Origin of the sequence: Aliifodinibius sp. S!AR15-10 (genome assembly GCF_031569985.1) — a bacterium.
Lineage (GTDB): Bacteria > Bacteroidota > Rhodothermia > Balneolales > Balneolaceae > JAMQKA01.
Genome location: NZ_JAMQKA010000015.1, coordinates 86,732 through 108,899, shown reverse-complemented (window position 1 = coordinate 108,899; position 22,168 = coordinate 86,732). Strand labels below are relative to the sequence as shown.

Annotated in this window: 14 protein-coding genes; 6 read left to right on the top strand and 8 right to left on the bottom strand. The window is 46.8% G+C overall.

Translation table 11 applies throughout. From position 1 onward, the window contains the following. Positions 1 to 27: 27 nt before the first annotated feature. Positions 28 to 1,083 carry a FecR domain-containing protein gene (locus tag NC796_RS12040; RefSeq protein WP_310684691.1) on the bottom strand — a complete coding sequence of 352 codons (1,056 nt, stop codon included), beginning with the start codon at positions 1,081 to 1,083 and terminating at the stop codon, positions 28 to 30. Between the two features lie 201 nt (positions 1,084 to 1,284). Beyond that, complete coding sequence (locus NC796_RS12035; RefSeq protein WP_310684689.1) at positions 1,285 to 1,872, bottom strand: sigma-70 family RNA polymerase sigma factor; 588 nt, start codon at positions 1,870 to 1,872, stop codon at positions 1,285 to 1,287. A 376-nt stretch (positions 1,873 to 2,248) separates the two neighbouring features. Here NC796_RS12035 and NC796_RS12030 point away from each other — a divergent pair, with 376 nt between their 5' ends. From NC796_RS12030 to eboC, 3 genes are all read left to right on the top strand, one after another. Beyond that, entirely contained in the window at positions 2,249 to 3,154 is a 906-nt protein-coding gene (locus tag NC796_RS12030; RefSeq protein ID WP_310684686.1) for an EboA family metabolite traffic protein, read from the top strand. Positions 3,155 to 3,197: 43 nt separating this feature from the next. After that, on the top strand, positions 3,198 to 4,133 hold the full coding sequence (locus NC796_RS12025; RefSeq protein ID WP_310684684.1) for a TatD family hydrolase: 936 nt from the start codon (positions 3,198 to 3,200) through the stop codon (positions 4,131 to 4,133). Between the two features lie 79 nt (positions 4,134 to 4,212). Continuing rightward, positions 4,213 to 5,136: a UbiA-like protein EboC gene (eboC, locus tag NC796_RS12020; RefSeq protein ID WP_310684683.1), complete on the top strand. Its 924-nt coding sequence runs from the start codon at positions 4,213 to 4,215 to the stop codon at positions 5,134 to 5,136. A 46-nt stretch (positions 5,137 to 5,182) separates the two neighbouring features. On the opposite strand, the gene NC796_RS12015 is transcribed toward eboC, so the two are convergent. The 5 genes from NC796_RS12015 to NC796_RS11995 form a co-directional block, all read right to left on the bottom strand. Further along, positions 5,183 to 7,210, bottom strand: coding sequence for a plastocyanin/azurin family copper-binding protein (locus NC796_RS12015; protein ID WP_310684682.1), 2,028 nt, complete (start codon positions 7,208 to 7,210; stop codon positions 5,183 to 5,185). A gap of 19 nt (positions 7,211 to 7,229) precedes the next feature. Further along, positions 7,230 to 9,116, bottom strand: a complete 1,887-nt coding sequence (locus NC796_RS12010) for a family 16 glycoside hydrolase (RefSeq protein ID WP_310684681.1) — start codon at positions 9,114 to 9,116, stop codon at positions 7,230 to 7,232. Between the two features lie 143 nt (positions 9,117 to 9,259). Next, entirely contained in the window at positions 9,260 to 10,111 is an 852-nt protein-coding gene (locus NC796_RS12005) for an RnfABCDGE type electron transport complex subunit D (protein WP_310684680.1), read from the bottom strand. Then, positions 10,112 to 11,920, bottom strand: coding sequence for a CRTAC1 family protein (locus NC796_RS12000; protein WP_310684679.1), 1,809 nt, complete (start codon positions 11,918 to 11,920; stop codon positions 10,112 to 10,114). It lies immediately after the preceding gene. A gap of 11 nt (positions 11,921 to 11,931) precedes the next feature. Beyond that, a complete protein-coding gene (locus NC796_RS11995) occupies positions 11,932 to 15,363 on the bottom strand; it encodes an FG-GAP-like repeat-containing protein (RefSeq protein ID WP_310684678.1) in 3,432 nt (1,143 codons plus the stop codon). Between the two features lie 549 nt (positions 15,364 to 15,912). On the opposite strand from NC796_RS11995, the gene NC796_RS11990 reads away from it, so the two are divergent. The 3 genes from NC796_RS11990 to NC796_RS11980 all read left to right on the top strand — a co-directional run bounded on the left by NC796_RS11990 (position 15,913) and on the right by NC796_RS11980 (position 18,653). Then, positions 15,913 to 16,917 (top strand): LacI family DNA-binding transcriptional regulator, encoded by a 1,005-nt coding sequence (locus tag NC796_RS11990; protein ID WP_310684677.1) that lies wholly within the window; start codon positions 15,913 to 15,915, stop codon positions 16,915 to 16,917. 226 nt (positions 16,918 to 17,143) lie between these two features. Then, positions 17,144 to 18,145: a LacI family DNA-binding transcriptional regulator gene (locus NC796_RS11985; protein ID WP_310684676.1), complete on the top strand. Its 1,002-nt coding sequence runs from the start codon at positions 17,144 to 17,146 to the stop codon at positions 18,143 to 18,145. A gap of 118 nt (positions 18,146 to 18,263) precedes the next feature. After that, a complete protein-coding gene (locus NC796_RS11980) occupies positions 18,264 to 18,653 on the top strand; it encodes a hypothetical protein (RefSeq protein ID WP_310684675.1) in 390 nt (129 codons plus the stop codon). A gap of 11 nt (positions 18,654 to 18,664) precedes the next feature. On the opposite strand, the gene NC796_RS11975 is transcribed toward NC796_RS11980, so the two are convergent. Then, on the bottom strand, positions 18,665 to 22,129 hold the full coding sequence (locus NC796_RS11975; protein ID WP_310684674.1) for a methylmalonyl-CoA mutase family protein: 3,465 nt from the start codon (positions 22,127 to 22,129) through the stop codon (positions 18,665 to 18,667). Between the last annotated feature and the right edge of the window lie 39 nt (positions 22,130 to 22,168).

The following is a 22,168-nucleotide window of genomic DNA, read 5'->3' as shown; positions in this document are numbered from 1 at the left end:
TACTTCCCGTTTTTATTTAAATCAAATTCATTCGCCCAGGTATACCGTATCTTGCGTGATTTCAACCGAGGTATCCAGTGTCCTGGCCAGTGCTGAAGTAATAACTTCTAAACCCTCATTTTCTATTGACCCGGTAATTTTTTGCTTGAAAAGGTCAGGCTCTCGGACAATGACGTTCACTCCAAAGGTGTACTCAAGTCGATCCACAACTTCAGCGAGCGGGGTTTTATCAAAGACAAGTACCCGCGTCCTCCAGGAAGTGTACACTTCAGGATTGACGAGCTTGGTACGCACTGCATCCCAGGAACTGTCAAACTCGGCCATCTCCCCCGGTTTCAGTAATACCTGCTGTTGCGGTTTCAACGGGTCAACTGCCACACTGCCTTCTTTTAATATGACCCTGGTTCTGCTATTTCGCGCTGATACAACAAATTCTGTCCCAAGCACCTGTATCTGTCCTGCAGCCGTACGGACTCTGAATGGTGAAGCGTTATTCTCTTTTCTATCGGATACAGAAAAATAGGCTTCTCCCTCCAAGTACACCTCGATATCAAAGTTATCGACATTGCTGGTTTTGTAAATCAGGGTAGAATGGGCATTCAATGTTATCTGAGACCCGTCGGTCAAAGAGATCGTTTTCCGCTCCCCATATTGTGTCTTTACCTCATGTTGAACAACCTGCTCTTGCTTTACCGGCTCCTTTTCCTGGTAATAATAGACCGAAAGTCCCGTAATTCCCGCAATAAGTAGTGCTGCCGCCACGCGCCAAATCCATGCCAGCCCCTGGTTTCTCGGCCCTGGGGTTGCCTCCACCTTATGTAAGGTCGGCTTTTCCTCCAGGCTCGTCTCAATATCCTTCCAGCCCTTTTCTACATCTATTTTTTCGCTGGACTCGATGGAAAGACCTGCAATCCTGCGTTGGGCTTTTTGAGCTAATGTTCTGTTTTGAGAACTTGCTTTAACCCAATTATCCCAATATTCCTTCTCCTCATCATTTGCTTCGCCATGCACCCATTTTCGAAAAGAATCGTTTTTCAACAATTCTTCCAGGGTGTAATTTGGATGTAACCAATTCGTAGTCAAAATCCCGGTATTGATTTAAAATTCGCCTGTGTTGTGTGATTCATGTAATAGACGGGACGGGTTTCACGTTTGTACTGAAAAAAATCTGAATTAATTTAAAACACCCATTAGAAATGATCTAAGCAGGATTTTTAAACGAATTTGTGGTATAAAGAAAGGTCCAAAGTGTAAAAAAAACAGAAAAGAGTTCGGCCAAATGGATTATTTGAGCGTACTTTTCAAAGAGGAAAGTGCTTCGTGAATATAATTTCTGACTGTTTGATAACTGACCGACATTATTGTCTCGATTTCCTCATAGTTCATTCCGTCATAAAATTTCAGGTACAGCGCCTCTCGCTGGCGTGAGGATAACTGGTTCAGCGCCTTCTCCAGCTCTTCCCTGGTTTGAACGTCGATCTCCTGTTCTATGATAAGTTCTTCAACATTCAGTTTAACTTCGGGCTGAAGTTCTGCATTTTCCCTGCGTAGAATCTTCTTTCTTCGTTTAACTTTTCTCAACTTCGAGATAATGCCATTCCGCAAAGCCCGCCAAAGATATGTCTTTACAGCTTCCACATCATCTAGGTCCTTGCGATTTCTCCATAACATGAGGAAGAGGTCCTGGACAGAGTCTTCTGCAAGTTTTTTATTATCACAAAACTTAATAGCGTATCGTGAAAGATCTTCATAATGACGCCGCACTAATATCTCCAGGGCTTTCTTATCCCCTTTTTTAAGTTCCCTCCAGACCTCTGGGTCAGACAGTCCCTGCCCATCCACGGGATCAACAATCTCGGTTTGTTCTGGCATGTTTACGCTTTATACCCTAATGATTCCCTGTTTGCTTTAGCGAACTATCTTTCTAGAAAAATGTCCCTGATTTTTTTAAAGTCCTAATCCGCCGTTTTCTGAAAGACAGTGTATAAACTTTTTTATCCCCTTTTTATCAAAGTATTCATAAAATAATCGTATACACGACACTTGCAAAGAATATCATGCCACCAGGGTATAAAATTGGATTTTTTTGCAAATGATTCTTACAGTGCGACGGAATTTGGTTTAGCACTAGAAAAATGACTTTTTAAGTATAAATTTGAGTTATTGTTCATCATATATTTAAAATTTTTGAATACGTTTGGCTAACCAATTGTGATGAACATCAGCCTTTAATCATACGCGTAGTATAATGTCTGACACTCAGCTTAATGTTTCAGTATCCGATCTACGAAAAGAAATTATTACCTGGCTTAAAACACAGCTCGATTCGGATGGTTTTCAGTGGATATCTAATCAGCATAAAGAACTTTCTGAAGGCGCCGAGGATTGGCAGTTCTTTTCCTCCTTCAGTGCCGTCCCAAGGCATTCGGGAAAAGAGAACCTAAAGCTATCAACCAAAGAATTAGACAAAGCTGACCAAATCCGCTCCGGGTGGCGCCCCGATATTTTACGTGTCGATCAGCTTGGCCGCATCCTGCTGGTGCTGTCAATTGCTGAAATAGAGAAAGAAGAGTTCCTGGATAAGCTGGAAAAGACTTTTGTCTCAGCAGATATGGGAGAATCAGTGGCCCTGTACCAGGCACTCCCGATCCTGCCCTACCCTGAAGAATTGAAAGGTCGTGCTGCCGAGGGCATCCGCAGCAACATGACCTCGGTGTTCAACGCCGTGGCCCTGCACAACCCCTACCCGGCTGAATACTTTGATGAAGGTGCCTGGAACCAGCTGGTGCTCAAAGCCCTGTTCGTGCAGACTCCCCTGTACCAAATTCAGGGGTTGGATCAACGAGCTAACCAGAAGCTGGCCGACATGCTGGTCGACTATGCCCACGAGCGTTGGGCAGCCGGGCGGACGGTATCCCCGGAACTTTGGCGGCCGGTTGGACCTTTTGCTGAAGGGGATATGATAGAAGATCTCAAAAAAGTACTTGCCGACGAAGATCCATTGCAGAAGCAGGCTGCTGTGCTGGCACTCGCAGCTAGTGATGACAAAACGGCCAAGGCATTAGTGGAGGAACATCAACAACTGCTGGATGAAATCAACTCGAAAAATATTGACTGGAACGATATCGGGGAACGTGCCGAGAAGTATCGGTAACGGAATTCCCCTTGTGATAAATTGCAACTAAATCTTTTTTGCTATGTCTTTTGATGATATGATGTTTATTGACCCGCACGTGCACATGATCTCCCGTACTACTGACGATTACGAGGCGATGCGTCGAGGCGGAGTAGTAGCCGTTATTGAGCCGGCCTTCTGGATCGGTCAGCCGCGGACCAACCCCGGGGCGATGCTCGACTACTTCAGTATGATTGTCGGCTGGGAGCGGTTTCGGGCCCGCCAGTTTGGCATCCAGCACTACTGTACAATTGGGCTGAATGCCAAGGAGGCCAACAACGAGGAGCTGGCCGAACAGACGATGGAGCTGATTCCACGCTATGCTGCCAAAGAAGGCGTTGTGGCCATTGGGGAGATCGGCTATGATGACATGACGGAACTGGAGGAACACTACTTTCACGAGCAGCTGGAGCTGGCCAAGAAAATGGATATGCTGGTGCTGATCCACACCCCGCACCGTAACAAGAAGCAGGGCACCATTCGAAGCATGGACCTATGTGAAGAACACGGGCTGGACCCCAGTAAAGTGATTGTGGATCACAACAACGAGGAAACAGTCAAGGATGTGCTCGACCGCGGCTACTGGACCGCTTTCACCATCTATCCCGGCACCAAAATGGGCAATGAGCGGATGGTGGAGATTGTCAAGCAGTACGGCACTGAGCGTATCTTTATTGACAGCGCGGCCGACTGGGGTCGCAGTGATCCCCTGGGCGTTCCCAAGACTGCAAAGCTTATGCTACAACGCGGTATTTCTGAAGATGACGTCAAAAAAGTGTGTTATCAAAATGCCCTGGATGCCTACAAACAGAGTGGACAAATGAAGGAAGAAGACTGGCTGGATCGTCCCAAAATTGACCAGCGGGAAACATTCAGTGGCAACTCTGTGCTGCGCGGGGGCCGCGATCCTTTTGTCGAGGAGGAAGAGCCCTCAAAAGATGATCTTATCATTGAATAGAACCTGATTTTTCCTTGTGCGACGCACTTTCGAAGTGCGTCGCACATACTTTTTTTAATTTAAATACACCCCTCCCTTCGTGCCAAAATCCAGTATTTTATTTGTTACCAAAATACGCGCCTACCTCGAAGTCATGCGCCCGGCAAATATCGTCACGGCTTTTGCCGATGTATTGGCTGGTTTTGCTGTGGCTGGGGGAGCAATAGCTCTGCAATCTGGAGAGCTGCAGATTTCCCCGGAAGGACTGGTCTGGCTGCTTTTATCCACTTTTGGTTTGTATGGAGGCGGTGTAATATTCAACGATTACTTTGATGCCGATCTGGACGCTGAGGAACGACCGGAACGTCCCATTCCCAGTGGCAGACTTTCAAAAACCGAGGTAGCCATCCTGGGCATCCTTTTTTTTCTGATCGGGATTGGAGCGGCGTATCAAGTGAATGCCTACAGCATCGTTCTTGCAGTTTTGATCACAGTGGGTTCTCTGCTATATGACAGTTGGGGTAAGCATTCGGTTCTCTGGGGTCCACTTCTAATGGGATTGTGCCGAGGGTGGAATCTCCTCCTGGGATGCAGTATCGTCCCGATAACCCTTTTAATCGATTGGTACCTTCCGTTTATTCCTATCACCTATATTGCTTCAATAACTCTCATCAGCCAGGGAGAAGTACACGGCGGGTCCCAAAAATCTGGTTTTACAGCACTGGGCCTGGTTATATTGGTTACAGGGAGTTTACTTCTTTTGGGAGCTCAGTCAACTTATGAACTGATGATGGCCCTCCCGTTTATCATTATCTTTGGTGGAATGGTAATCCCCCCCTTTCTGAAAGCTGCCATCAATCCGAACCCTGACTTTATCAAAGATGCAGTCAAGCGCGGGGTATTGTCACTTGTGCTTCTCAATAGTGCATTGGCAGCGGGATTTGGAGGACTGATGCTTGGTCTTCTTGTCGTAGCCCTTCTGCCCATTTCTATAGGACTCGCAAAGCTTTTTGCGGTCACATAAAAAAGCTGCGACGCACTTCAAAAGTGCGTCGCAGCTGGGCTAAAATCTATTCCGTAACCGTCATTACACCCTGCATAGTTTGCCAGTGCCCCGGGAAGGTACAGACATAGGGATATTCGTCCGGTTGCTCAGGAGCGGTAAAAAAGATTGACTCCGACTCTCCCACCTCAAGAAGGCTTGTGTGGTAAAGCACCTCATCAGAATCAGGCACATAGCCTCGCTGTGGCCCCTGGAGTCCCATATTCAGGGCGTTTTGAGCAACACTTTCCAGTTGCCCCTGTTGGACAATAAGCAAGTTATGCAGCAAGTCCGTGGGATTGTTAAAAATAAGTCTGACCTTGCTTCCCGCCTCAACTTCAAAATTGGTAACATCAAAAGTCATAGCATCTTCAGCATTAATCGTGATAACTTTATCTGCGCCGCCATCCCATGAAGCTGGCTGGGTTGTCTGGTGTTTCTGACTATCGAAACCGGATTCATCCGCGTCTTCATCTTTGGAACCCGCCTGGGTTGATTCTGTTGATACGGCGAGTGGCTCACCTTCCGGTATATTCTTCATCGTGTAGTACCCGACCGAATGGACGAGTGGGTAGCCTGTTTCTGCTTCTGTTACGCCGTCAGCTTTAATTTCATGTATATATCCTTCCCGGATATTATCGACCACCAATCGGGCCGAGAGGCCGTCATCGGCTACCTCAACATGAGTAACAGGGGCATTTTCCTGGTTGATGATATCACTGCCATAGGTCGAGTGGTAGTGATAGGTAAACCCGGTAATTTCATAAGATGACGGGTCTCCTGCTGTTTCCGGGTTCACAGACTTGGTGAATGTCAACTCAAAGCCATCCGGTTGGGCGTGAACTTCCTTGATCTCGAATGGGATCTCACCGTTCCAAACCAGCTGCTGAAGCCCGTAAAGATCGGGACCGGTGGAGCTCCATCCGCGGCTGGTCATTCCAACGTACATCGAATTATCTTGTCCCCAGTTCATTCGGAGAACGCCTGATTCAAAGCCTTCTCTGAAAGGAAATACGACGCCCTGGTATTCTCCTTTGACTTTTTCCTGGAATACGCGCATCACCTTGCTTTGTCCCTGGTCCCCAACAAAAAGCTGGTTTTCAAATGGACCAAAATCGATCTCGGCATTATCCAACAGTATGCCTGAGGTTGAAATCCCCATGACACCGTGCGGAAACCAAACCGAAGGCGTTTTAAGCTCGGGCAGGTCCTTCGCTACTTCATGCATCGGAGCCCCGGTATCAGGGACATCTTCAATCTTTAAAGAAAGTGGCGACCCCGGTTCGCTACTCCATCGCAGGCCTCGTGGATTACCGGCAAAATCGCCTTTCTCCAAATGGGTAATGTTACCGGAACCGACCCAGTCGCCCTGGTTTTCGGCATAAAAAATTTCACCATCGGCATTGTAGGCAAATGCGGCGGGCGAACGCAGACCGGTTGCTATAGGTGTTACCTCTCCTTCAGGAGTGACCTCCAGCAGCCATCCATCCCACTTGGAGAGACTTTCTCCATATCCTATCCACGCAAGGTTAACGGTAACCAGCATGTTCCCTTCCGGGGTAAAAAGCGGACCATAAAAATACTCGTGATAATTCCCGGAAAGTGGACGGTCCCAAACCGTTTTATACTCATCTGCACGGCCGTCACCGTCGGTATCCTCCAGCCGGGTAATTTCCGGTCGTTGTGTCACGTAAATCGCGCCATCCCGGTACGTTAGTCCCAGTGGTTCGTGCAGGCCTTCTGCGAAGAGTCGATATTCAGGTTCTTCCCCGTTTACCTGAGAAGGATTTTCTATTATCCAGACTTCACCTCGACGAGTACAAACGGCGAGGCTCCCGTCCGGCATGACATCCATGCCGCCCACTTCCAGGAAAATATCCTCTGAAATGGGGATATCCACTATTTCATAATAATCTGCCTCGGTAGGGATATCATCTTGTGCCATACCCGGATTCGTTATTACTGCAACCATGAGTATCGTTGCTATAAATGACAGAATCCTGCCAGGTATTTTGTTCATTAGATCCAAAACGTTCGACTTATTATTCTTTTTCATATTGAAATCCATTTAGTACTTACCAGATAATTTCATATTTGATTTCCATCTCTGTTCCCTCGGTCAATACCGGAATTCGCAGGTCCTGCCCATTACCAGTGTCGACCAGCTCGGGCTCAACGCCACCCAGATCCAGCACATTCAGGTAGTAGCTCCGGTCATCGACAACATATTCGTCCTCATTTTGTGTAATCTCTTTTCCGGATGCCAACTGAAACCATAGTCCCTCTTGAGAATCAGGAGCACTAAACCGGACCGTTCGGACTAACCTGCGACCTTGATTCTGGCCTTCGAAATGATCCTCGACTGTAACCCCGCCGACGGTATATTTAAATACCGGCCATCCGCCGTCAGTAATACTATAGCCATCAACATCAAGCTGATCCCAGGAAATGGAGTCTGGCCATGCAGCAGTTCCGTTGTTCAGCTGTATGATGGCGGGTTTACCTTCAAATGCGATCGGCGGACCTGCAGGTTTTGCGATCTGCGGCTGCCCCCTGTCAATCCACATTTCATTTGTATTAACAAAAGGCCCTTCCCATGCATGCAACAAGGCTGCCTGACCCATATCATAATTATAGTTGATTCCATTTGGACCACCCGCATTCACCACATGCGTTCTTTTAGTCCCCTTATGCATTGCAAAAGAGCGCAGGAGCTTTACCCGGTCTCCGACCTCTAAAATTTGTTCGGGAAGTGCACGTCCACCACCCGGTACGGATGATGAAGCATGTAGATTCTGAAGTCGCAGCTGCGGTCCCTCAGCCTCCAGTGACAATCCAGAATACCAGTTATTGGGATGATCAACGTATTCAAAAATAAAGTCATGGCTCCCCCCTTCGAGCTCCACGGTTTTGGATTTCAGCTGATGCATCCGATGCACTTCATCCTGGTCAAAGACAGGGTTACCATCAATCAACATTCGAACAGTGCCGGCATTACGCAGTTTGAAAAGGTACGTGCCGGTGTTCGGGGTTTCAATTGTACCGGTGTAACGCAGGGCATAGCGATCGTCGCGACTTACTAAATTTCCAGAAAGTGAATCTGCCTGCCCTGTTTCATCAGGTTCCAGCGAGCTGAAATCAGGAAATTGATCGAACGCTTGTCCATAGTAACTATACGTCAGATTATTAAGAGAAATCCCATCCTTGTCATACCGTTTATACTCAATATTGCGTACAGCAACCGGTCCGTGGTCCCCCTGTTTCATCAGCGGACCTGTCGGTTGCTCATCAGTGAATGGAGCAGCCCGGGTTGGCCCCGTTACTTCCACATTTTTCTGAACCAATACCCCGTTTAGCCATACTTCCTCGAATTCGGCATTCGCTATCTTTTCGCCCTGCTCGTTAAATTCAGGTCCTTTGAATAAAATTCGGTAGTGTTGCCAGAGTCCGGGCGCTCTCGCAGCATTCATTTTCGGGGGATGCCCTTCATATCCTTTCTCTCCTTCTGGCCGACTTTCATCCCAGCGCTGGTAGATGCCGCCGACATCACTGAATTGGGGTTCTTCTACGCCCCAGCTGTCCAGCAATTGAACCTCATACCGCCCCATCAGGTAAACACCCGAATTTGAACCCCTCGGCATCAAGAAATCGAGCTCAAGTTCGAGATCGTTGTGCGTCCACTGGGTAAACAGGTGATCCTGGTTTCTTTCAGTGGGAATATTTGCCAAGATGCCTGTTCCTTCAGTCGCACTCAGGTCATGATCAATCTGGCGATTACTTTTTACAGCTCCCGCCAACTGCCAATTATCACCGACCTCCTGGAATGCATCCAAGTTACCCAGATCGATGGTTTTCATCGGCAACGTTTCCATCGGGGGCTCAGCCGTCTCACCGCTTCCGCAGGATTGTAATACCGGAAGTAATAATATGAACCCGAAAAGCCAGCGTTTTTTGAAAAACAAATGAATTGGAGATTTTATCTGCATAGATTTTCCTAGACTTTATGTATGTGTATACGAAATTAACTGACAAGAGAGCTGCTAACTGGACAACCCCTACTAAAAGTATTTCCCTGACTATTTATATATAAAAAATATTTTCGTGCTTAAACATTCTCTTTTTGTGTTTCAACAGGTGATTCTGATTCCACCTTTTCTTTCTTCTCTTTCCACCATCTTTCAATAATCATTGCAGTTGGTCCCACTACAAACAGTGCATAAAATGGTGCATATACAGCTTCATTCAGCCTGAAAAACATCTCGACAAATGCGATAAGGAACGCAACGAGGTACTGCCCTTTTTTGGATTTCACCGTTGTCACTGGATCTGTGATCATAAAGAGCACGAACAGCTGGTACATCGGCCCGGATATGGGGGCGATCTCAGCCAAGAAGGGATCACCCGAGATGGAGCTACGAATAAACGCGAATACCAGGAAAGAGACAACATAAGTACCACAAATATGGAACCGCTTTAATCGCCAAATAGAAACGAAACCGATAATCCAGATAACCAGCATCGGCCACATATTGTTGCCCCACTGGATACTAAGAATCGCAACATTGTCATAGGCTAGCAACAGGATCGCTACAATCCCAAAATTAGAAGGATTCCAAATATGGCGTCCCTTGTATCGCAGCACATATTTTGAGGCTATTGAGAGCATACTGCACAAGGCGTAGGGCCACATAAATGGAGATCGTATCAGAATACCAACGCTAATGCCTGAAATATAGGCACTATTCAGATTCCTCCACTCCCCTGTCAGCAAACGGTGCAATGCCAGCTCGGTGACCATGCTTGCCCCGATGGCTAACGCCAGCTTATTGTAATCCTCGAGGATTCCGAATGAAAGGTGAGCTGCAAGTAATATGCCCGTAATAAGAAGAGGCGGAGTATAGCCCCTGTTGTATTCAAAATTTTGAATAAAAGACTTCGCCTTATCAATCAGCTGCATCTACTTCTCCGGTTCGGTAATCGTGTGTTGGGTGTTCAGCTCCAGAGATTCGATAGTTTGCGTTATGCCGGAAGGCCACCGGATTTCTGCCTTCGAAACATCGGGGTTTGATCCCAGTCCAAAGTGCAAAGAACGCTGGTTTTGGGCACTAAAACCGCTTGCGCCGGCAACGGTTTGAACCTGGCTGCGTCCATCCCAGAACAATTCAACCTCTGCCCCTATGGCGCTGCTGTTACTTACAGTGCCTTTAAGATCAAACTCTATCCATGAGCGACCTTCTTTGACCTGTGTTTTGTAAACTTGTACTGGGCCCCCAAGGGTAGACACCAGGATGTCCAGAGACCCGTCTCTATTGAGATCGGCAAATGCAACTGCCCGGCTGTCCAGCTTCAAAGAGCCTCCAACAGCATTAGCTACTTCCTGGAACTTGCCTGCACCATCATTCAACCAGATGCGGTTCTCCTGGAAACCGGAAAGGCTTCGCCCTTCCATGGCCGGCCAGTTTGCAGCATCAGAGATAATATTTTTGTGTCCCCCCGCTACTTTTGAAAAATCATACCAGTAATCGCTGCCCGGGTCAGCCGATACGTATCCATTGGCCACGTAGAGATCGAGGAATCCGTCATTGTTTAGGTCGCCGAACTGTGCACCATAGCTCCAGCCTCCCAGCTCAACACCCAGATTGCCCGCCATATTCTGGAATTTAAGCTCTTGTTCTGAACTGCTGGTCACCGGCATCCAGAGATTGTTCCCCTGGATCAATACGCCCGGCTCAGAAATATTCGTAACATAGATTGCATATTTCCCCTGGTTCATGATATCCCCAAAAGAAACATTCATACCGCTTTTCGGTGAAAAGCCCATACCGGCCTGATTTCCCATCTCTTCGAACCGCTTGCCTTCCCTGTTGATATACAGCTCATCAACGCCGTAATCATTGGCGACCACCAGGTCGGGGTAGCCGGAATCATCGAGGTCCATGGCGGCTGCGGAAAAAGACCAGCGATTGCTTACCAAGCCCAATTCTTCGCTTACCTCTTCAAATTTCCCGTTACCCAGATTATGATACAAGTACTTCCGCCCGCCATTTTGAGCATATTCAAAACTCTCGGGCATAATTTTAGTTGTCTCCAGGTCCCACAGGTTAATTTCCTCATCGTAATATCCCCCTATAAAAAGATCCAGCTTTCCATCGCGGTCATAATCAAACCAGACGGCCGTATTTGCATTAACCCACTGCGGCAGATTGGCGGTTTCGGTAACCCTCGTAAATCCTTTGCCCTCATCATTGTGGAAGAGCTCGGGACGTCCCCACTTGAATACAAACAGATCTTCATATCCATCATTGTCATAGTCACCCCATATGGATCCCATGGAAGTGCCGAATTGTTTGGGCTGGTTATTAAGTGCACCAACCCCCATCTGTTCTGCTACATCAGTAAAGGTGCCGTCACCGTTATTCTTGTATAACGCATTGTTCTTGCCCTCAGCACTGTTTGTCAGGTACAGGTCGTGGTGGCCATCGTTATTAAAATCAGTCACGGAAACCGAAGCACCGACTGATCCCACCTGCGGCATGATATGATCCAGCCTGGAATCTAACTCTGGCGCTTGATGCGAAAAGTTTATCCCCATTTCAGCAGAAGCCTCCTGCATAAAAAAACCGTATCGCCGGAGAGCTTCCTCTTGTCCTTCTTTATTTGTTTCTTCCTGCTGCCATTGTTCCAGTTTATCGATCGCGGCCGGTGTAGCCAGCAAACCGATAAAAAACAGGACAATACCGATTTTAGCTGTTTTGTTATAATTCATCACTGAATTCTCTATTGCTTACCTTCATTTTCAAAACGCAATGCCGTTCGCAGTAATTTCGGGGTGATATACCGCGTATGGTACTGCGCCCAGTCCTTTTTATACTTCTGGTATACAGGATCATTTTCTAGCTTCCCCGGATTATAACCGTAGTCTTCCATACCGTGATATGGTAATGGAATAACTGTTTTGGAGTGCCCCGTATTGTAATCCCCATCTTTAACCCAGCCGTCGCCTACTAGCACAAAATCTCGCTTCCAGCCTTCAGGCGGCGCCGGCGGAGCTTTAAACTTAAACAAAAGTTCGTCTCCAGCATTCATGATAACATAGCGGTCGTCGATGTTTTGTACAAGTTCTTTAACGTCGCCAAACCGGGTATAATATCCAACCAGATCGATCCATTGCGGAGTGGTACTGGCGATGTTCTGGTAATCCGGAATTTCAGGTGCAAACCGGCTGGTTCTGTCTAGTTCAGAGAACCCTCGATATCGGAGTTCTGCCACTTCTGGGTGTAGCTTGGTGGTTTTGATTTCCGTTTCTGGCTTGCCACGCGACCATGACACCTGGTCCCAGTAGATCTCCATGTTGGTTGACAGGCGAACTTTTTGTGGAACGCGATCTATCGGCAGCTCACTGAGGTTGATCAGGACCGTCTTCTTTTTGCCCGCAGGGAAGCCGATGTCGTCACGAATTGTCTGCCACCCGCCCTTTCCATCGGGTACCTGGAGGTGGATGCCATGTGGTGCAGGCCTGTTGCCCTGGCTGATCGCAACATTGATCGAACTGTCCGTTGGGTAAACCCAGCCATTGGCCACGAGATATATTGGTTCTTCCGTCGTTTCCTGCTGACCAATATCTACTTCCAGGTAATGCTCTTTAGCCAACCCCTGGTATGCTGTGAGCTCAAACGAATCGACGTAGTTTCCATCTTTTTTGTTTACTTTTTCTGTTACATCATTCTGATCCTGGTCTACAGCTTTTGCCACCGGATTCAGTGCTTCCATTTTATACAGCTGCTGTTCCGGCGCCGGTAACACAAAGCGTTCATCCACCATCACTTCGGTATCCTTTGGCCGATCCACAACCATCAGTGAGACGTGGTCAAAGAAGTGACTTTCCCAGAGCTCAGCGGTAATGCGAATGTCGTAGTAGCCATTCTTGGGCTCGAGCTGATCGCCTTCAATTTTCACCCAGTCGATACTGTGAACGACACTGCCTTCGCCCTGCGCGTTGATCCGGAGTCCCAGTGCTGTGCGCCAGAGGAAATCGGTGACAAACTCCATCTCATCCCCGTTGTGCGTAAATATCCACGGGCAGGAACCTTTGAGTAGCTGTTCATTGAATATTTTTGATCCGTAACCCAGCTCGGCGAACTCCGCCTGAACCGAACCATTCGGCCAGATAATCCGCAACATTTCAGCTTCTTCATAGGTGCCAAGCCCAAAGTGAACCACCGGTGCCGTGATCGGTTGCTTGTGGTAGAGCACGCCCGATCGAATTTCAATCTCTCCGCCAATGCCAAATGAGTTGATACGCTGGTCCCCCACAGAGCCCGACGCCCGCGGACTAATCATTCGGCCGTTATATCCTTTGGTTCCGCTGTTCACCAGCTGAAATGAAGAGCCATCCCCGGAAACTCCCAGCAAATCCAACCGACTGTTGCCAGTCATGTCAGTTGTGGAATTGAGCCTGCCGGGTATCGTAGACTCATGTGGATTAAAACCAAGCTGTTGATCACTGAGCCAAAGCCGACTCTCGGAATCGGATGAGACAATTAGATCAAGTCCGCCGTTATTATCAAAATCCTGCACAAAAATCTTCTGGTGATTACTGTCAGTTATTGGTGCATTTACTTCGGCGACCGTTTCTGTCCCTGACTCACCTTCATCCGAAGTCAGGTAGATCCGTTCGACTGAATTGTCCGTCAGGGCGACAATGTCAAAATAGGAATCGCTGTTCAGGTCGGCAACCTGCATGGAGCGCACACCGGAAATTTCGGGCATATTCTCAACAAGGCTAAACTCTCCTATCCGCTCATTTTGATAGACAAGAAGATCTCCGTTTTCTGTAAGGAACAACGCATCGGCATCGCCGTCGGCATCGATATCGGCCCAGGCAAATTCGACGGGGTTTTCCACTTCTGGAAATTGCTCAGTTACAGCAAACGTGCCGTCGCCATTGTTTCGGAGTATGCGCGGAGTTTCCGTATGTCGTCCCAACACCAAGTCCAAATCTCCATCGAGATCGAAATCTGCTGTCCAGACACCGGAGTAGTTATCGTTAATAATGGAAGGTGCCAATCCAGCCTCTGAGGTAATTTCCACAAACTGTGCACCATCATCCTGTCGGTAAAGTTCGAGTCCCTCTGAACCCGCAAACGCCAGGTCATTCAGGAAATCGTAGTTATAGTCAAAGGTTTCGATGGATTTTCGTGTAACCGATGAGCCGGAAGCGACCGGTAGTTGAAACGTCTGTCCCTTCAGCGTAGCTTCATTTTCGGTAATGGTGATAAGGTCGGGAATGCTGTCTTCGGCCAGGGTGAGATGAAAAGCCAAATCCACCTCTTCCAAGGGCTGTTGATCAAATGTGATCCCTTCGTCCGGGGCCTCGTTTTGTTTCGTCGGTTCCGGCAGCCATAAAAAATCCGTCAGTAAAAAGCCGACCTGGTTCGGGGGCAATTCGATACGATCAAAGTCAGCTTCAAACTTTGGCAGCTTGTTTAAATTGTTGCGGAGATAGGCAATTTCAAACGTAAGATTTTCTATGGGCTGGCTGAGAATCTCCTCTTTAAGGTCCTCGAACTCATTCCTAACATCCTGTGGCCAGTTATCAGCGATTTCCGTCAAATCCCCCAACGATTTTTCCAACAAGTCCCTGTCATTCAATTTTGAGGCTAATCGCGTCATCTCCAGCATCACGGCCAGGTTATCGGGCTGTTGTTTCAATAGTTTATCCAGCAAATCACGAATTTGACCGGCGTTGCTCTGTGCGTCCTGCCGCTCCAATTCCGAAACAAGTGAGTAAATGATGCGCGGATTATCGGGGGTTATCTGCGCTGCTTTTTTTAGGTGATCGACAGCAGCCTGGATGTTGCCCCTTCGACTTTCAAGGATGCCAATCAAAAACTGTATCCGTGGATTTTCAGGTGCTCGTTCCTCTGCTTTCGACAACTGTTCGGCCGCCAGCTCAAAATTGCCTCTTCTCATGGAGAATACACCGAGATTAGCCCATACTACCGATTCCTGTGGATATTTCTCCGAAATTTCATTCATCTTCTCAGCAGCAAACACTGCCTGGTCCGATTCGATGGCAGCAAGACTCAGATAAAATGAAGAAACAGCTTGCTGGTATTCCTCCGAGGACTGATCAGGGGGAGTTTGTTCACTGCAAGCGATAAACAAAAAAAGAAAAATACAACTAACTAGTGTTAACTTTTCCGTCATACTGTATTTGCCAATCAAATCTACGATCTCATTAAATTACAATTATCAATAACTCCTTTTCGGACTAGGAAGATCAAAAATACTGATAATACCTACCGGTCTTTCTCAATGACCAAATCAATACCCTAATTATTTAAGTGTAGCTCACTATTATTTTGAGTTGAATATATGAATATGCTGAACTGTTTTCGACCCAGTTTGCCACGATTAACTTTTATTTGTGAGCCACATTCCAGAAGACGAGGCTAAACAGATCTCCCTTACCCCATCTTCAATATTCTGGACAAATTTATTCATGTTGGGACAGTCCATTATTGGCTTGTTAAACTACTCATTTTTAAGGGTATGACAGTATTTTTATGAATTAGAACATAAATTTCTGCATAATCAGGGCTAAATATGCAAATTTTTTGCAAAAAAATTCACCTTTTATCATTATGTCTGTTGATAAAAACTAAAATGAGTCGCTTATTAAGCTATAAGTGTTGCAAAAACACTGATTATGATATTGGAGTCGTATTGGCATTATAACCCATTAACAGAGATAAATTGAAAGTCACATTAAAAGATATTGCCGAAGAAACAGGATTCTCTATTTCCACTGTGTCAAGAGTCTTGAACGGGTCGGATAAAATAAGTCCCAAAACCAAGAGGGCAATTGTACATACAGCCAAGAAACTGAACTACCCGACCTACTACACTCAAAATGGAAATAATGTTCTGGATACTCTGAAAATATTTTTGGTTGTATCCGGCTTTCATGTTGGAGAGTTTTATTCCTCATTTTACGATGGCATCAACAAAGCCGCCGAAGAGAACAATATCAGTCTGGCTCTTATCAGTATCAACAAACCGCTGCCTGAAATGATAAAGCAGCTAAAAAGCCTTACCCAAAACGGATTATCAGACGGACTGATATTATTTACACCGGAACTTCGCAAAGAGGATTACCTGAAGATTAAAGATGAGCTACCGGACAAATTTCCGCTTATGTCTAACGGGTTGATCGAGAGTCCTGTGTTAACCACTGTTTCTTTTGACAGCTACAGTGGTGGCTACATGGCAGCCGAACATTTCCATCAAAAGGGCTACCAGGAATGTGGAATTCTGCAGGGTCCCTTCAAAAAGGCAGAAGCCCGCTATCGTGCAAACGGTTTCAGAGATTATATACTGCAGACCTCATGCATGGATATCATTTGGGAGTTCAATGGCAACTTTTCGTTTGAAGGGGGCGCAAAGGCATTTCATAATTTTCTTGAGTTTGATGAAAAGCCGAGGGCGATTTTTTCGTGTAGTGACGCCATGTGCCACGGATTTATGGAAGAAGCTCTTTTGAAGGGATATCAATTTCCTGATGATATCGCCATCATTGGTTTTGATGATCTGCCGATCTGCAAGCGGCACCGTCCTACAATATCATCGATTCACACAGACTACAAACAGCTTGGAAATGTGACGATGGAAAAGATGCGTGAGATTGTGACCAACCCAAATCAACAGGAAGGCGTGTTAAGCCTGGTACCTGTCGATCTTGTACCTCGCAAGTCTTCTTAACCGCTAAAAAATCATATTAACCATCTTTTCCCAGGAAATTACAAGCTCAAATTATTTCTAATCACGTTTCAATAAGACGGAATAAGTAGTTATTTTTTCGATGACAAAAAAACGATTCCACAGACAATATCCAGTAAGATATTTTTTGAATATTTCCCTATTTGTTTATCCCAATAGGACTTTATTGGCTAAGATATTTAATTAAATTTGTTGAAGAAATATAATTTTGAAAGTAACTCTTAAAGATATAGCAGAAAGCACCGGCTACTCAATATCAACTGTTTCGAGGGTGCTCAATGGTTCAGAGAAAATTGGCGAAGTGGCGCGGAAAAAAATCCTGGTCACTGCCAAAAATATGAATTATCCGATACCCGAGGAGGTCAATGATGATTCCTTATACGGTGAGTTAAAAATCTTCTTCATCATGACGGGTTTTCACCGTGGTGAATTTTATGCATCATTTTTTCATGGTATAAACCAGGCCGTTGAGAAAGGAAATATCCGACTTTCTCTTATCAGTATTCAAAAACCGTTTGACGAGCTGTTACTGACCATTAAAGATCTCAGTAACCAGAAGTATGACGGCCTTGTACTGTACACCCCCGGCTTTAAGCGGGAACAATATGAGCAGATCAAGGACGTACTTCCAAAAAACTACCCAGTCGTTTCCAATCACAACATTGAAAACCCGGTCTTCCCCACAATCACATTTGACAGCTACAGCGGTGGATACCTGGCGGCTCAACACTTTCATAAGCGGGGCTATAAAGAACTGGGAGTCATCGAGGGACCGATACAGCGCACAGGATCCAGGAACAGGGCCAACGGATTTAAGGATTACATTCGCAAGACCAAGGGCCTTGAACTGGTGTGGCGCTACAACGGGGAACTCAAACCGGAATCCGGTGTGAAAGCGTTTAAAGAGTTTGACAAGCTGGACAAACAACCGCGGGCTATCTTTTCCTGCAATGATGTGATGTGCCATGCTTTTATGCAGGAAGCCCTTGCCAAGGGATACAAATTCCCGGATGATATCGCCATTGTTGGCTATGATGACCTGCCGCTCTGTTCGCGTAATCGGCCGACAATCTCCTCCATTCACACAGATTACGAGCGATTGGGAGCAGTCACCATCGATCTAATGAAAGAGATGCTTTCCAATCCCGGTGCCCAGCAGGGCATTATCACTTTTGTGCCGGTGAGCCTTAGTGCTAGAGAATCTTCCTAGTGACAATCCAATAGGGAAGTGACTGGGTAAAGGCCCTCTACAAAGGGCATAGTTATACTGGTCTCTCGATGGGTATCCTAATACTACTGGTTTATTATGGATATCGGCACAGTTCGCAATGAAACAATCAATTTATTACCTGGGCTTTTTAATTCTTCTCAGCTGCAATAGCTCTGTTTCACCAGTAGTTCCAAAGATAGGAGAAAAGTTTGAGCTCGCTTTCAATCAAAAGGTGACAATCCCGAGTGAAGATATTGAAATCGAATTTTCCGATGTGCTGGAAGATTCAAGATGTCCCGAGGGCGCTGCCTGTTTTTGGGCCGGAAATGCAGAAATTGTAGCAGTGTTTAATGACAATGAGATTCACTTGAATACATATTTAGAGCCTAAGAAAGTGGATTTATCCGGTTACAATATTGCGCTTATCTCTCTGGTACCTTACCCAAAAATCAACCAGGAAATAAAGAAAGAAGAGTACACGGCAACTCTTTTGGTCACAAAAAATTAGTCCTCGCTCCGTCACATATTACGGCGATACTCCCCGCCTACCTCATAGAGTGCATGAGATATCTGTCCTAGGGAAGCAACTTTTACTGTCTCCATAAGTTCCTCGAAAATATTGTCCCCATTGCGAGCCGTTTCTTTCAAACGTTGAAGGGCCTTTTCAGACTCTGCACTATTTCGCTTATGGAAGGCTTCCAGGTTTGCAATCTGCTGCTCTTTTTCTTCCTTGGTAGATCGTATCAGCTCAACATCATGCTCTTCCTCTTCACCACTATCCCCACCCAAAAACGTATTTACCCCGATTATAGGTAGATCACCGCTGTGCTTTTTCGATTCGTAGTACAGGCTTTCATCCTGAATCTTACCTCGCTGATACATATTCTCCATCGCTCCCAGAACACCACCCCTCTCGGTAAGGCGGTCAAATTCTGAAAGAATCGCTTCTTCCACCAGGTCGGTTAGTTCCTCGATAAAGTACGATCCCTGGTTGATGTTCTCATTCTTGGCAGTTCCGAGCTCCTTGTTGATGATGAGCTGTATCGCTAACGCTCGGCGTACTGATTCCTCAGTCGGCGTAGTGATCGCCTCATCATAGGCGTTGGTATGCAGGGAGTTGCAGTTGTCATACACCGCCATCAGTGCCTGTAGTGTGGTGCGGATATCATTGAACTGTATCTCTTGAGCGTGCAGTGATCGTCCGCTGGTTTGGATGTGGTATTTAAGTTTCTGGGAGCGTTTATTTGCACCATACTTTTCGCGCATGGCTACTGCCCATATCCGGCGGGCCACGCGCCCAATTACGGCGTACTCAGGATCGAGTCCATTGCTAAAGAAAAACGACAGGTTGTGAGCAAATTCATCGATATCCATGCCGCGCGAAAGGTAGTATTCCACGTAGGTGAACCCGTTGGCCAGCGTGAATGCGGCCTGCGTAATGGGGTTGGCACCAGCTTCTGCAATATGGTAACCTGAAATGGAAACCGAGTAGTAATTGCGAACTTTGTGTTCGGTGAAATACTCCTGAATATCTCCCATCATACGCAGCGCAAATTCAGTGGAAAAGATACAGGTATTCTGGGCTTGATCCTCCTTCAGAATATCAGCCTGCACCGTTCCACGTACGACCTTGAGCGCGTCCTCTTTTATCTGCCCGTATGTTTCCTCATCGACGAGCTTATCTCCAGAAATTCCCAACAGTCCAAGTCCAAATCCGTCATTGGTTTCCGGCAGTTGCCCGTAATATTTCGGCTGTGAGACGCCCTTTTTATTAAAATGTTGCTTGATTTTTTGCTGGGCCTCTTCCCACTCGCCGTTTTCTTTCAGATACCGCTCTACTTCCTGGTCAACAGCGGTATTCATAAACATCGCCAGAATCATCGGGGCGGGTCCGTTGATCGTCATCGAAACGGAGGTTTTCCGGGAAGTAAGCTCAAACCCGGAGTACAGCTTTTTCATGTCATCCAGCGTGCAAATGCTAACCCCCGAGTTCCCAACTTTTCCATAAATATCGGGACGGTGATCGGGATCTTCGCCATAAAGCGTTACAGAATCGAAAGCAGTGGAGAGACGAGCAGCCGGCATCCCCTCGCTCACGTAGTGAAATCGCTTGTTGGTCCGTTCGGGTGTACCTTCCCCGGCAAACATCCGTGTGGGGTCTTCTCCCTCCCGTTTGAAAGGAAAAACACCGGCTGTAAATGGATAATAGCCAGGCAAATTTTCTTTCAGCGCATATCTCAGTTGTTCCCCTTTGTGCTTTGTCTTGGGAAGAGACACTCTCGGAATTTTTAGTCCACTGAGCGACTCCCGGTACATCTCATTCGAAAAAGTTCGCCCACGAATCTCAATATCCACCTGTTCCTGGCGATATTTTTCATACACTGCATCCCATTGTTCCAAAATCTTTTGGCAGCGGGAGTCCAGCTTGCTGCGCCAGTGTTCCCTCATCTGCTCCAGTGTATCCCCAATTTCTTCTTTACCCTCCGGGTCCCAGTTTTCTATTTGTAGGCTTGTGCCCTCCACCTGTTCAAGCTTGCTGGCGATCTCGGCTTGTTCTTCTGCCCACTGGTGATAATTGCGAATCGTTTCCGAAATCTCGGAAAGATAGCGTTGCCGCTGCCCGGGGATAATGGCCTGGGATTGTATATCCTCAGCGGGCTCGGGGTTCGTATAAATTCCTGACTCCCACTTCAGGTTATACGTGGAATTTATTTTTTTTACCAATGCCTTGAACAGCCGATTAACGCCCTCATCATTAAACTGGGCGGCAATCGTAGGATAAACGGGCATCTGCTCCGGTTTGGCATCCCAGGCGCCCCGGTTTCGTTTCATTTGCTTCCGTACATCCCGGAGCGCATCCCGGGAACCTTTCTTCTCAAACTTGTTAAGCACGACCAGCTCTGCAAGATCCAGCATATTAATTTTTTCCAGCTGTGTGGCAGCCCCATACTCACTCGTCATCACATAGAGCGGAATGTCCGCTACCTCCACAATCTCGGTATCGCTCTGACCGATGCCGCTTGTTTCAATAATTATCAGGTCAAAACCGGCCGTTTTGCAAATTTCAATGGCTCCCCTCACTGCTTTACTTGTCGTCCGATTGGTAGCTCTTGTGGCCATACTCCGCATAAACACACGATCGGTATCAATACTGTTCATACGGATGCGATCGCCCAGCAGGGCTCCGCCGGTACGAATCTTAGAGGGATCGATCGAGATGATCGCAATATTCAACTCCTTAAACTCTTCCAAAAAACGACGAACCAACTCATCGGTCAGCGAGCTCTTGCCAGCCCCTCCTGTACCGGTAATTCCAACCAGTGGAATCGGTTGTCCATTACTGGCTGGCTCAATAGTATTTTCGGAGCTATCCAGCAATTTATCCTCAGAAAACTTCAGGATTTTATCGTGCCCATTTTCCAATATTGAAATGCATCGTCCCAGGGTCTTGGAATCTCGTTCAAGTATTTTACGGGGAATTACTTCCTCCACTTCAGCCGTATCAAAGTCGCATACTTCAAGCATGCTATTGATCATCCCCTGCAGCCCCATCGTGCTACCATCATCAGGAGAAAAAATGCGGGTCACGCCATATGCTTCCAGTTCGTTGATCTCCTCATCAACGATGACACCGCCACCGCCACCAAAAACCTTGATATGCGAAGCACCGCGCTCCTCCAGCAGATCGACCATATACTTGAAATATTCCATATGTCCCCCCTGGTAGGAACTGACGGCAATACCCTGCACATCTTCCTGGATAGCACAGTCCACGATCTCTTTTACAGACCTATTATGCCCGAGATGAATCACTTCTGCACCACTGCTCTGCAAAATACGACGCATAATATTGATACTTGCATCATGGCCGTCAAAAAGACTGGCAGCCGTTACAAACCGGATTTTATATTCCGATTGGTATACTTCTGGCCCACCGGTGCTTTGGGACTTTGTTCTCTGTTTGGTTGTGGTTTCATCAGACATAATATGCGGTGACCTTTGGTTATTAAACCAACATGGGTT